Genomic DNA, 12,580 nt, shown 5'->3' with positions numbered 1-12,580 from the left:
GAATTTCAAAGACGATCAGGGGGTCTGAGATCCATCTCTCATTCTCACCAAACCGGACATTCCATGGCGAACCATGACGCGAACTCCCGCTACTTTTCGCCCGGTTCGGCACCAACTGCAAGGCTCTGACCGGGGAGGATGAGGTTCGCGTCGGTGCCCACCGTCGCCACGTTCTCGGCGTACAGCTCGGTCCATCCGCCTTCGAGGCCAAGGGCGTCGGCGATGGCCGAGAGACTGTCGCCGACGCGGACGACGTACGAACCGTCGACGACGCCGCGAAGGCCGTCGGAGTCACGCGAGGCATGCCGCCCGGCCGTGCTGTCCGTACGGCCGTCGGTCGTGCCCTCGGTGGCGGTGTCGCCGCGGTGTCGCCCGGCGCCGGTCGTCGCACTGTCGGACGCATCCGAAGAGTCGTCACTCTGGGCCGACTTGTCCGAGTCGTCATCGTTTGTCGCGCTCGAGTCCGCACCCTCATCCGCGCCCGAAGTGTCGGACTTGGTCGATGTGTCGGACGAGGACGAGGCGGACGGAGAGGGGCTGGACGAAGCAGACAAGTCGAGCGAACCGGATGAGTCGGTCGATTCCGAGCTCGAAGAGTCGGAGGAGTCCGAAGTGGAGGCGTCGGACGACGAGTCGTCCGACACACCCGTGTCGACGTCCGCCGAAGCCGAGTCCTTGCTGAGCCCGGAGAGGGGTCCGCAGGTGGGCCAGGCGACGACTCCCCGGCCGTCGAGGATCTTCTCGGCGACGGCTATCTGCTGCGAGCGGCTGGCCTGGTCGGCGCTCGGGGCGTATTCGATGCCGCCGTAGTTCTCCCAGTCCCACTGGGTCAAGTGCAGCCCGCCGTAGTACCCGTCACCGGTGTTGTCGCTCCAGGAGGCGCCCGTCTCGCACTCCGCGACACGGTCCCAGGTGGTGGCGTCGGCCGCGCTCGCACTCGTGGCACCGAGCAACGGGATCGCGATGGCCGATCCGGTCACTCCTGCCGCGACGATGAGAGCCGGAGCCTGACGGGGGCGACGATGGCGGCCGTTCCCGGAGAGCATGCGGAAGCCTTTCACGTGACAGCAGGTGACTAAAGCGACGTACGGAGACGTCTGCGACGGATGATCCGCGCTGGTCATTGAACGTATCGGCACTCGAACGCTTGTCACAAGTCGATGCAGCGTAGATCACGTGAAGATCACAATGTTGATGGACCGTCAGCTTTTCGCGCCCCCGAAGTGCCTTACGAAGGCCCGGTGGACAACTGGAGCGGAGGCGCGAACTCCACTGGAAGTGTGCGCAATCCGCGCATAATGAGCCCACCGCGCCATCGCAAATCGTCGGAATCTCCCGCGAGTTGGAGGTCGGGGAGGCGGGTGAGGAGGGTTGCAAGCGCGGTCTGGCCCTCCAGGCGGGCGAGGGGGGCGCCGAGGCAGTAGTGGATGCCGTGTCCGTAGCCGAGATGCTGGTTGTCACGGCGGGAGAGGTCGAGGGTGTCCGGCTGCGCGAAGCGTTCGGGGTCACGGTCCGCAGCCGCCAGTACGACGAGGACGGGGTCGCCGGGTGCGATGTCCTGTCCGCCGAGCCGGACGGCCTCGGTCGCGAACCGCCAAGTGGCCAGCTCCACAGGGCCGTCGAAGCGAAGGAGCTCCTCGACACCGGTTTCGAGCAGTCCACTCTCCCCGGCGGCAAGGGACTTCTGCAGTCGCTGTCGCTGCTCGGGGTGGGTGAGGAGGGCGTACGTGCCGTTGCCGATCAAGTTCACGGTCGTCTCAAAACCGGCAAACAGGAGGATGAAGGCCATGGCCACCACCTCGTTCTCCGTGAGGTGCTCGCCGTGGTCGGAGGCGCGGATGAGGCCGGAGACGAGGTCCTCGCCGGGGGCGGGGTGATCGGGCAGCGCCTCGCGCTTGCGGTGGATCAGCTCGGCCAGATATCCGCGCATCTTCTTGACGGACCGTGCGACACCGCCCCGCGGCCCTCCCCCGTGCCGGATCATCATCCCCGCCCAGTCCCGGAAGTCGTCCTGGTCCTCGCGGGGGACGCCGAGGAGCTCGCAGATGGCGTAGATGGGGAGCGGGAAGGCGAACTCGTGGATCAGGTCGGCGGACCCCTTCTCCGCGAACTGGTCGATGAGGTGATCGGTGATCTCCTGCACGCGCGGCGCGAACTCGGCCACCCGGCGGGGCGTGAACGCCTTGCTGACGAGCCGGCGCAGCCGGGTGTGATCCGGCGGATCGATGTTGAGCAGATGCGTCATCAGCTCGGCCTTGCGCTCACCCGGGATGCCCGTCTTGCCCTTGGCATGGGCGGGTTCGTCGTGATGCGCCGGGTTCTTGCTGAGCCGTCCGTCGGCGAGAGCCTGCTTGGCGTCGGCGTACCGGGTGACGAGCCAGGCCTCCACACCGCTGGGCAGCCGGGTCCTGTGCACGGGGGCGTGCTCGCGGAGCCAGGCGTACGCCGGGTAGGGGTTGGTGGCGAACTCCCAGCTGAAGAGTTCGGGGGCAGGGCCTGCGGGGGTGGGGTGCTCGGTCACACCTTGACCGTATCCGGGGACGGTGTCCGGGCAGGCGAGGAGGCCTTGTCCGGCCGACCCGGACCACGGTGCCGGCCGCCCCGCACACTTCACCCCAGGCTGTCCGCAAATCACCTGCTGTTTGACTCTGCGGCTCGACAAGTCCCTACATTCGCGAAGTGGACCCCGAAATACTCAGATCCAGCTTCGCGGTCGTCGAGAGACGGGCCGAGTTCGCGGTCAAGTACTTCTACTCGCATCTGTTCCGGCACAACCCGGAGGTACGCGCGCTGTTTCCGCTGGACTTCCCTGAGGACATGGAACGGCAGCGGGATCGGTTGTTCGCGGCGCTGACGTATGTGATGGAGCGGTTGGGGGATCCGGCGCTGCCGGAGTATCTGCGGGAGCTGGGGCGGGATCACCGGAAGTATCTGGCGGAGCCGGATCACTACGCCGCCGTGGGGGCGAGTCTGATCGCCGCGTTCACCGTCGTCGCGGGGTCGGCGTGGAACGCGGAGGTCGAGAAGGCGTGGTCCGAGGCGTACGGGGCGATCGCCAATGTGATGCTCCAGGGTGCGTGGGAGGCGCAGCAGGAGGGTGAACCGCCTTGGTGGGATGCCGAAGTGGTGGCCCGGACGCGGCACGGTGACGATCTCGTCGTACTGACCCTTCAGCCCGACCGACGGCTGCGGTACTCCCCCGGCCAGTACGTCAGTGTCAACGCCCCGCATCTGCCGGGTATTTGGCGGCCGTACTCGCTGGGCAACGCGCCCCGCGTCGACCACACCGTCGACCTGCACATCAGCCGGGTCGAGGGCGGGGTGCTCTCCACGGCCCTGGTCCGGCAGACGCGGGAAGGGGACGTCCTGCGGCTCGGGGCACCCGGTGGCGGGCTGACCCTGCGGACGCCCGGTGAGCGGTCGCTGACGTTCATCGCAGCGGGCACAGGGTGGGCGCCCGTCAAGGCGCTTCTGCAGCAGCTCGGCGACTCGCACGAGGCCCGGCTTTTTCTCGTCGCCCGCGACACCTCCTATCTGTACGACCGGTCCGCCGTCGAACGGCTTCAGGCCCGACTGCCTCTGCTTTCGGTCACGTTCATCACCCCCGCGCCCGGCCGGCCCAAGGCCCAGGCGACCGAGCGGCTGCTGACCGCGCTGGGCAACCGCGCGGGCTGGGAGCGGAGTGACGTCTATCTGGCCGGCCCGCCCAAGCTCGTCGACGAGATCAGCGGCGAGCTTCCGGCGCTGGGTGCTCCGGCGGAGCGGATCTTCCACGACCTCCTGGCGCCGACCGGTGAGGGCCGGACCCGGCCGCTGGGCACGGCGGAGTGGTTGCTCGACCGTCCGCCGCCGAACTGGCACAACCCGGCCGGCCGCGCGCCGGGCGCGTGACCCTCATTCCTCTGCGGGCCCGCTCGGCTGCGGCTTGCATCTCTCCGCCGGAGGCTCCTGCTCGGCTGCGGCCCTCGTCCCTCTACAGGCCCCCGGTCTACAGGCGCCCCGGCCGTCATCCCTCCGCAGGTCCCTCCGTCGCGCGGATCGCGTCACGGTACGCCCGTGCCGCCGCCCGTAGCGCCGCCTCCGGGTCCACGCCCTCGGCCTCGGCGCGCGTGGCTATGGCCAGTAGTTCGTAGCCGACGCCCTCGCCTCGGGGAAGCTCGACGTCAAGTCCTGCCGTACGCACCCGGGATGCCAGTTTCGCCGCCAGTGCCAGGCCCGGCTGCCCCAGCGGGATTCCCTCGGTCACTGATGTGCGCCGCTTCTCCTCGGCCTTGGTGCGCAGCCAGTGCTCCTTGACCTCCTCGGGGGTCGTGGCCGTCTCGTCTCCGAAGACGTGCGGGTGGCGGTGGATCAGCTTGGTGACGATGCCGCCGGCGACGTCGTCGATGGAGAAGGGGGCGTCCTCGTCCTCCGGACCGCCCTCCTCGGCGATACGGGCGTGGAACACGACCTGGAGCAGGACGTCGCCGAGCTCTTCCCGCAGCTCGTCGCGGTCACCCTCCTCGATCGCCTCGACCAGCTCGTACGCCTCCTCGATGCCGTACTTCGCCAGGCCCTTGTGGGTCTGCTGGGAGGACCAGGGGCATTCGAGGCGGATACGGTCCATGACCTGGACGAGGTCGAGGAGGCGGGCGCCCGGGAGGTCGTACGAGGCGGGGAGCAGCTCCAGGTCCGGCATCTGTATGCGGCCGGAGCCCGCGAGCCTGGCCAGGCCGTCGGTCAGCCGCGGCTCGCCCTCGCCGGTGGCGACGACGACCACCGTGCGGCCACCGGCACAGGCGTCGACCAGTTCCTGGGCGTTGGGGGCGGTCTCGTCGACGGTGACGCCCGCCTCGCGGAGGTAGGGCAGCTGCGGGTGCGTGCCGTCCGCGCACAGGACCTGGTCGGCGCCGCGCAGTGCCTGCCAGGCGGGCCAGGACAGCAGTCCGGGGGCGACGCGGTGGCTGGTGGTGAGCAGGACGATACGGCCGGGAGCCGGGGCAGCGGCGGGGGCGGCGAAGTCCGAGCCGGTGGCGGTCGGGTCGCCGTCGGGGCCGGTCGTCGCGTTCGGGTCGCCGTCGAAGCTGGTTGCGTTCACCCATCGAACGTAACCCACGCCGCCGACAGCCCCCGCGGTTATCCACAGGCCGGGTCGCCCGCCCGTTCCCGGGCCAGGTCGCCGCCCGCCTGTTCCCAGGCCGGACGGCCGCACCAACGTGTCCGCGAGTACCGGGACCCTATCCGCGAGCCCCGCGGCCGAACCGTTTATCCACAGCCCCCGCCCGCGGCGAAACCCGTTACGTCGTCTCCTGTGTCTGGTCCGCCGTGACCTCCCGCAGCCACGGCGTCTTCACGTCGACGCGGCTGCTCTGCTTGACGTCCCAGGCGCCGTAGCGCGGGTTCAGGTCGACGTCCAGTGTCTTGGAGGCCTCGGACATCGCCTTCCAGAAGGTGGCCTGGCCCTCGGTGGTGTTCATGTCGGCGCCGATCGCGGCGGCGAGCTTCTGGGCCTCGATCTCGGTGCGGAGGCTTTCGTCGAGACGCTTGGGCGCCACCCCGTACTGGGTCAGCCAGGCCGCCTCCAGCTCCTTCGCGCCGCCCGCCTGCTGCTCCAGGGACGTGCGCAGTTGCTGGGTGTCCTTGCGGGTGACGCTGACGCCCGCGTTCTCCGCGGCCTCGTCCAGGACCCGGTCGAGGACCATGGTGTGCAGGGTGTTGCGGGTGAGGCCGGAGGTCTTGGCGACGGCCTGCTCGTACTGGGCCTCGTCCGTGGTGGCGGCGCGCTGTGCCGTACGCACCTCGTTCACGCGGGTTTCCAGCTGCGCGATGGTGATCCGCTGCCCGCCGACGACGGCCGCGGCACCGGGATGTGCCTCGCTGCCGCAGGCGGTGAGCAGGGGGGCCGCGGCAACGATCGCGGCGGAGAGGACGAGCGCGGTGCGACGGCGGCGGTGCAAGGAAGCCTCCCGAGGAGATTGTGCGGCGGTGCACAAAGTCTTGCGGTGATCGATGTTAGGCAGTGGCTCAGCTCTCGGCCACCCATTCGACCAACGATTCGCAAGCAGTTCAGGCACCGCCGCACCGACAGATCGCCCTCAGCCCACTCCAGCTCGCCCCAGCCGGTGATCGCTGCCGTCGCTGCGGCGCATGTCCTCAGCCGGTGATCGCCACCGGCGCGTCCCACGCGTCCCGGTCCACCGTGATCGTGTAACCGCCGCGGGTCTCCTTGCTGTTCACCATGTACTGGTGGGCGCGGCTGTGGTTGGTCCACAGAGTGGCGGCGAACGGCCAGTCGGTCGTGGTGGTGTTCTGCTTGTCCCACAGGGCGTACCACATGTTGCCCGGCAGGTCCGTGCGGTCGGTCGCGTTGGCGATGGCCTTGGCGCTGGAGCTGGTGAAGCCGTAGTAGCCGCTGCGGTACGTCTTGGCGCGCAGAGCCTTGTCGAAGGCGCGTACGTACGTGAGTACCGCCTTGTTGCAGGCCGCGTTGGTGATGTCGTACGCCTCCATGTCCAGGTAGACCGGGCTGCCGGCCTTCATGCCGAGGGCCGAGGCCTTGGCCACGGCGTCCGCGGCGTCGGTGGCGCCGAGTGAGGCGGCGGTGGCGGCGGTGATCTTCTCGGGGCTGGAGCCGGTCTGGCAGGGCGGCTGGGCGCCGACGTACAGCGGGATGAGTTTCCAGCCGACCGTGCTGACCGATTTCACCCAGGACGCGGTGAGGTTGGGCTGGGCGCAGCCGCGGTTCTTGCCGCCGATGTAGACGGCGGCGGCGCCGTAGAGCCCGCCGTGCCAGGCCTTCATCGCGTTGAGCGAGGGGGCGGCGCAGGTGTCGAAGGCGCGGCCGGTGTACGTCCGTTGGGCGGGCCAGGTGGTGGCCGCCATGGAGTTCTGCGCGGCGATGCCGGCTCCGGCGACCACGGCGGCGCCGGCCGCGGCCCAGGCGGCGTATCTGCGCTTCTTCGACTGACGATGGTTGGACATGCGTGACCCACCCCTGGTTGAGCTCCGATTGCGTGCCGACTCGCACACCGACCTGCGCGTTGAATCGCGCGCCGGCTTGTGCGCTGCTTTTGCGCCGACTTTGCGTCTCCTTCGTTGCGGAGACGGATCGCAACGTATCCGGTGTCGCATCCGCGTTCGGGAAACCCCGGGCCTTGATCACCACATGGTTCGGCCAAGCGGGAGCAAAACCTGTGCGCGTTCGGGCTGCGGGGCCAGCCGCGGTCTAGCCCCGCACCTGTCCCAGCCACTGCAGCGTCCGCCGGATCTCCGCCGCCATCGGGTGTCCGGGCCCGCGCAGGCGTTCCACGTCGTGCAGCAGCCGGGCCAGTGTGTCGTGGGCGGCGGCGCGGTCACCGAGGGCGAGGAGCAAGTGGCCTATGCGGCGGCGGACTTCGAGGGAGAGTTCGGGGTCACCGGCGACGTACTGGTTCTCGTAGTACGGCAGCAGCGCGCGGTACTCCGCGAGCGCGGCGGCGGGTTCCCCGAGCTGTTCCAGGCACTGCGCGGCCTCGTAGCGGAAGCGCAGGGACTGCGGGTCGGACTGGCCTGCCTCGGAGGCGCGTTCGTCGGCGAGACGGCGCAGTTCGGGCAGCGCGCGCCGGTACTGTCCGTCGTCCATGAGCGTGGCCGCGTACTGCTTGCGCAGGGTGCGCACGACTGGGGAGTGCGCGCCGTGTTCGGCGGCGGCCGCCGGGAGGATCGCGCCGAGGATGTCGACGGCCTGCGTGATGCGCCCTTCGCCGAGGAGGCGCTTGACCTCGTCGACGGCGCCCACGACGTCGGCCTTCTCCACGGCGGGCGCGGCCTGCGGCTGTGACGCGGGCGTGCGCGCGCGGTCCGGCCACGGGGCGTGCGGGCGCAGGAAGGGGCGCGTGGGGTCGAGTGGGGCGCCTGTGGGCATGCCGCGCGCCGGAAGCAGCGGGAGCAGCTGCTCGTACGTCTCCTGCGCGGACGCCGGCCGGTGCTGCGGGTCCTTGGAGAGCAGTCGCAGGACGAGACCCTCCAGGGCGGGCGGGACCTCGGGGCGCAGCCGGCGCACCGGGAGCGGCGGTTCGTAGAGGTGCCGGTGCAGCACACCGAGGGCGGTCGAGCCCGCGAACGGCACGTCTCCGCTGAGGAGTTCATGGAGGAGTACGCCGAGTGCGTACAGGTCCGTGTACGGGCCGACCGCGCCGCCCATCGCCTGTTCGGGCGCCATGTAGGCGGGGCTGCCGATGGGTGAGCCGGTGTGGGTCAGGCGGGTGGTGTCGGTGTCCATGACGGAGGCGACGCCGAGGTCGAGGACGGTGACCGTGCCGTCCTGCTTGACCATCACGTTCCGCGGTTTCAGGTCGCGGTGGACGATCGGAACGGCATGCACGGCGCTCAGCACGGCGCACAGTTGCGCGGCGACCGCGACGGCCCACTGCCACGGGTAGGGGTCGTGTTCGGCGAGGTGGTCGGAGAGGTCGGCCCCGTCGACGTACTGCATGACGAGGAACAGCTCCTCGTCGTCGCTGCCCGCGTCGTGGACCGTGACCAGGCCGGGGTGGTCGACCTGCGCGGTGACGCGGCACTCGCGCACGAAACGGCGGCGCAGTTCGTCGGCCTCCTGGCCCGCGACCTTGTCGGGGCGCAGCAGCTTGACGGCGACACGCCGGTCAAGTCGCTGGTCGTAGGCCGTCCACACCTGGCCCATGCCGCCCTGCCCTATGAGCGTGGACAGCTCGTAGCGGTCGGCGACCACACGCCTCGTCGCGACGCTCATCTGCCGTCCTCGTGGTTGCCCTCGTGCTTGCGCAGGTAGTCACTGAGCTCGTCGAGTTCGGCACGCACCTGGTCGATCCGGACGGGCGTGGGGCGCTGCGGCGGCGCGGGCGGCGGAACGGGGGTCTGGGGCACGGGGGCCTGAGGAACAGGGGTCTGAGGAACGGGAGCCTGGGGAACGGGAGTCGACTGCATCGGCGTCTGCGGGTGCGTGGCGGTGTACGGGGACGCGGGCTGCGGGTAGCCGTATCCGGCCGGGGGCGGCTGCTGCGGCACGTAGCCCGGGAACGGGGGCCGCGCACGGTGGTGCTCGATGTCCACGGACAGGAAGTACACGGCGCTGAACGCACCCAGCAGGAGCACGACGCCCAGCGCGACATCGGTCCTCGGGTCCGACTCGGGCAGCGAGCCGATCACCATGAGACCGCCGATCGCCAGCGGCAGGCTCACCCAGGCCAGCGCCCAGTCGAACCACTTGCCGCGCAGCACGGCCACCCGGAACAGCGGGATGCACGCGAGCATGCCGCAGGTGAGGAACCCGGCAGCGGTGAACAGCACACGGAGGGTGATGACCGTACCCGAGCTGCGGGAGGGCGGCGCCGCGCCGTGGCCGTACATGACTGCTCCCGGTGACCTGATGAGGACGGACGTACAAGTTCGAAGTCCGAGCGTATAGGCCGACAAGGACAACCGGTCCCGGGTTGTACCGAACCGTTGTCGTGACGATCACATCGTCCGCCCCGCGAGACTCGACGAGGGCTCAGCCGGGCGCGACCGTCCCGTCCGTCAGCCCGTCGTACATGCCGCGCACAAGCTGTTCGCCGAGGCGGCCCGCGCGCCTGAGCGCGTCCTCGAACTCGGCTAGCGCGCGGAACCGTTCGCCGTACGTGCGCTGTTCCTCGAGCGACAGCCGGGGCACTTGGAGGCGGCGCACGTCGAGCCTGGTGGCGGTGGACGCATAGCTGCTGGCCTGGCGGTTGTTGGCGGTGCCGCGCAGGAATCCGGCCAGGAACCACGGGTCGAGGGCGGCCGGATCGGGGCGCAGGAGGGCGAGGTTGCGCCCCAGGGCGGCTCCGGCCGTCCCGTCGTCGACCACGCGCGCGGTGGAGCCGCCGCCGAGTACGGGGACGACGACATCGCCCGTCTCGACCAGTACCGCTTCCTCGCCCCCGTCGGTTTCGGGGAGGCTTCCGGAGGGCGCGGTTCCGGCGAGGACGTCGTGGTCGGTGAGTACGGGCACGCGCGCGGGGGCGTTGTTTCCGCCCGTACGCATCAGCAGTGCGCCCCCGCGCACGAGTTCACCGACGGTGATGAGGGGCCAGCGCGCAGACGGAGCGTATGCGGGCGCGGGGGGCGTGAGGCCGGCGGTCAGGCGCAGGGTCGCGCCGAGGCGCTCACGTACAGTCGCGAGCCCCTCGGTGCCTCCCCCCGCGCCGGGCGGCGGCAGATGACGGGCGGGCGCCAGGTCCACGTCGTCGTCGAGGAGTTCGATGACGGGCACCGCGCGGCTGAACCCCGGCTCCCCCTGCGCGGTACCGGTGCGCTCGAAGGGCCGCCAGGCGTCGAGCACGGCTGTGCGCACGGCCCCCCAGTCGAGGCCGCCCCTGCCTTCGGCGGCCAGCGCGCCGGTGTCGACGAGCAGCAACTCGGGCTGCACCGGCGTCTTTTCGGGGCGGCGCAGCACCCACACGTGGAGCGGGATGTTGTACGGGGGTGCCGCCCCGATCGGGAGGGCGATCACGGCGCGCAGCGCGCCGCGGCGCAGCAGGTCGGCACGGATGCGGCGGCCCGAGCGGCGCGAGGCGGCGGCGGGCGGCATGAGGACGACGGCGCTGCCGCCCTCCTTGAGGTGGGCCAACGCGTGCTGGACCCAGGCCAGTTCGGACTCGGTGCGAGCCGGGAAGCCGTACTCCCAGCGGGCGTCGTAGGCGAGTTCGTCGTGGCCCCAGTTGCGTTCGTTGAACGGGGGGTGGCACAGCACGGCGTCGGCCCTGAGGTCTCCGTACGCGTCCTTACGCAGGCTGTCCCCGGTGGCGGTGCGGATGCCGGCGTTCGCGTGCAGGGCGAGCCGCAGCCCGGAGAGCGCGGCCAGTTCGGGTGCGCTGTCCTGGCCGTACAGCGCCTGGTCGGGCTTGGGCGCGACGGCACGCAGCAGTGCGCCGGTGCCGCACGCCGGGTCGAGCACCCTGCGGGCGGGTCCGGCGAGTTCGGCCATGAGTTCGGCGAGGCCGCCCGGGGTGAGCGTGTACTGGCGCGGGTTGGCGTCGAGATGCCGCCCGAGCAGGAACTCGTACGTCTGCCGCGCACCCAGCCCGGCCGCGAGTTCGGCGGCACCGCGCAGGAGCGGGACGGAGGGGAGGAGCTCGGGACCGGTCGGGGTGTTCACAGCACGCGCTGGGCCGGGGCCGGGGGCGGTGTTCGGGGTGTTCACAGCGCGCGGTGGGCCGAGGTGGGTGTTCGGGGTGTTCACAGCGCGCTCGCGGGGTGGGCCGAAACGGGGGGTGATCACCTGGTCCAGCGCGGCGGGCAGCAGGGCGGCGAGGCGCTCGTCGGAGCCCGCGCTCAGCTCCAGCCAGTCGGTGGGGCGGTCGTGGATGAGCAGGAGGGCGCAGCCGGCGTGCACGAGGGCGGTGACCGGGCCGTCGGGGTGTCCGGCGAGCTGCTGCCAGACGCGTTCACGCAGCGGGACTTCGGCGAGTTTGCCCTGGTCGCGGAGCCATGATTCGACTTCAGCGAGGGCGAAGGAGGGGCTGGTCTCGGTGCCGCCGACCGGCTTGGGGAAGTCGGCGTGGCGGCGGCGCCAGTTACTGACGGCAGCGCGGCCGACCCCGGCGAGCCGCGCGATCCCGGCAGCGGTCACCTCTGTCGCGTTGTCCTGCACCACCCAACTCCTCTCGCCCTGCTCTGCGACGTCGTCCCGGTCCGCGGTCTGTCGCGGTCCGCGGCGTCACCGCCTGCGCCGTCTGTGACGCCGAGCATACCGGCGTACACGAGATCCACCCCTTCACACGCGTGTACACAACCTTCCTCGTGAATCGTGTTGACTCGGTTCACAAGCTCTGTTGTTATTGACCCATCGAACGAGCGGTCGCCGAAAAAGAGGCGACAGCCGCCTTGGGGAGGGAACTGTCATGGGTACGAAGGGCAAGATCGCACTGGGGGCCGTGGTTGGCATCGTCGTCATCGGCGCGGTGTCGGCGAACGCGGGCGGCAACAGCGACAGCGGTTCCGGCGACAAGAGCAAGGACAGCTCCGCCTCCGCCAAGCGCGAGTCCGGCAAGCCGGACGACGCCAAGAGCGACGAGGCCGAGCAGGCGGCCGAGAAGAAGATCGCGTTCAAGGGGGAAGGCGACTACGAGGTCGGCACCGACATCAAGCCCGGCACCTACCGGACCACGGGCAACACCGACGACATGTGCTACTGGGAGCGCGCCAAGGACTCCTCGGGCGAGGTGGACTCCCTCCTTGCCAACGACAACGTCAGCGGCACCAGTTACGTGACCATCGCGGCGAGCGACAAGCTCTTCACGTCCAGCGGCTGCAAGGACTGGGAGGCCGTCGACGCGAAGGCGTCCGGCACGCCCGCCTCGCAGATGAAGGGCAACGGCGGCATGTTCAGAGTCGGCGCCGACATCGCTCCCGGCACCTACAAGTCCACCGGCAACACGGACGACATGTGCTACTGGGAGCGCACCAAGGACGCCTCGCAGTCCATGGACTCGATCATCGCCAACAACAACGTGTCCGGTACCGCCGTCGTCACCATCGCCGCCGGCGACGCCTACTTCAAGACCGCCGGCTGCAAGGACTGGAAGAAGACCGCCTGACGGCAGCGGGCCCGCCCATCTCCACC

Annotated in this window: 10 protein-coding genes; 2 read left to right on the top strand and 8 right to left on the bottom strand. The window is 70.4% G+C overall.

Features of this window, described 5'->3' with window-relative positions:
* Positions 1 to 89: 89 nt before the first annotated feature.
* Together OG246_RS13240 and OG246_RS13235 are read right to left on the bottom strand one after the other, a co-directional pair.
* On the bottom strand, positions 90 to 1,046 hold the full coding sequence (locus OG246_RS13240; RefSeq protein ID WP_266460480.1) for a transglycosylase family protein: 957 nt from the start codon (positions 1,044 to 1,046) through the stop codon (positions 90 to 92).
* A gap of 182 nt (positions 1,047 to 1,228) precedes the next feature.
* Positions 1,229 to 2,521, bottom strand: coding sequence for a cytochrome P450 (locus OG246_RS13235; protein WP_266460477.1), 1,293 nt, complete (start codon positions 2,519 to 2,521; stop codon positions 1,229 to 1,231).
* A gap of 158 nt (positions 2,522 to 2,679) precedes the next feature.
* Between OG246_RS13235 and OG246_RS13230 the strand changes: the two genes are divergently transcribed.
* Entirely contained in the window at positions 2,680 to 3,891 is a 1,212-nt protein-coding gene (locus tag OG246_RS13230; RefSeq protein ID WP_266460475.1) for a globin domain-containing protein, read from the top strand.
* 115 nt (positions 3,892 to 4,006) lie between these two features.
* On the opposite strand, the gene OG246_RS13225 is transcribed toward OG246_RS13230, so the two are convergent.
* The 6 genes from OG246_RS13225 to OG246_RS13200 form a co-directional block, all read right to left on the bottom strand.
* On the bottom strand, positions 4,007 to 5,077 hold the full coding sequence (locus tag OG246_RS13225; protein ID WP_266460473.1) for a nucleoside triphosphate pyrophosphohydrolase: 1,071 nt from the start codon (positions 5,075 to 5,077) through the stop codon (positions 4,007 to 4,009).
* A 199-nt stretch (positions 5,078 to 5,276) separates the two neighbouring features.
* Positions 5,277 to 5,936 carry a SurA N-terminal domain-containing protein gene (locus tag OG246_RS13220; RefSeq protein WP_266460471.1) on the bottom strand — a complete coding sequence of 220 codons (660 nt, stop codon included), beginning with the start codon at positions 5,934 to 5,936 and terminating at the stop codon, positions 5,277 to 5,279.
* A gap of 196 nt (positions 5,937 to 6,132) precedes the next feature.
* Positions 6,133 to 6,960, bottom strand: a complete 828-nt coding sequence (locus OG246_RS13215) for a glycoside hydrolase domain-containing protein (RefSeq protein ID WP_266460468.1) — start codon at positions 6,958 to 6,960, stop codon at positions 6,133 to 6,135.
* A 244-nt stretch (positions 6,961 to 7,204) separates the two neighbouring features.
* The gene (locus tag OG246_RS13210) at positions 7,205 to 8,728 is read right to left on the bottom strand and encodes a serine/threonine-protein kinase (RefSeq protein WP_266460465.1); all 1,524 of its coding nucleotides are present in this window, start codon (positions 8,726 to 8,728) and stop codon (positions 7,205 to 7,207) included.
* Positions 8,725 to 9,345, bottom strand: coding sequence for a hypothetical protein (locus OG246_RS13205; RefSeq protein ID WP_266460463.1), 621 nt, complete (start codon positions 9,343 to 9,345; stop codon positions 8,725 to 8,727). Before OG246_RS13205 ends, OG246_RS13210 begins: the two co-directional genes overlap by 4 nt.
* 142 nt (positions 9,346 to 9,487) lie before the next feature.
* Positions 9,488 to 11,608, bottom strand: a complete 2,121-nt coding sequence (locus tag OG246_RS13200) for an N-6 DNA methylase (RefSeq protein ID WP_266464167.1) — start codon at positions 11,606 to 11,608, stop codon at positions 9,488 to 9,490.
* A gap of 250 nt (positions 11,609 to 11,858) precedes the next feature.
* Between OG246_RS13200 and OG246_RS13195 the strand changes: the two genes are divergently transcribed.
* Complete coding sequence (locus OG246_RS13195) at positions 11,859 to 12,554, top strand: hypothetical protein (RefSeq protein ID WP_266460461.1); 696 nt, start codon at positions 11,859 to 11,861, stop codon at positions 12,552 to 12,554.
* Positions 12,555 to 12,580: the final 26 nt, after the last annotated feature.

Source organism: Streptomyces sp. NBC_00620, assembly GCF_026341825.1.
Classification (GTDB): domain Bacteria; phylum Actinomycetota; class Actinomycetes; order Streptomycetales; family Streptomycetaceae; genus Streptomyces.
This window is presented reverse-complemented; position numbering and strand designations above follow the sequence as displayed.

Coding starts and splice junctions, on each gene's coding strand:
- OG246_RS13215 (WP_266460468.1), bottom strand. CDS start 6,960: ATGTCCAACCATCGTCAGTCGAAGAAGCGCAGATACGCCGCCTGGGCC.
- OG246_RS13205 (WP_266460463.1), bottom strand. CDS start 9,345: ATGTACGGCCACGGCGCGGCGCCGCCCTCCCGCAGCTCGGGTACGGTC.
- OG246_RS13195 (WP_266460461.1), top strand. CDS start 11,859: ATGGGTACGAAGGGCAAGATCGCACTGGGGGCCGTGGTTGGCATCGTC.
- OG246_RS13240 (WP_266460480.1), bottom strand. CDS start 1,046: ATGCTCTCCGGGAACGGCCGCCATCGTCGCCCCCGTCAGGCTCCGGCT.
- OG246_RS13210 (WP_266460465.1), bottom strand. CDS start 8,728: ATGAGCGTCGCGACGAGGCGTGTGGTCGCCGACCGCTACGAGCTGTCC.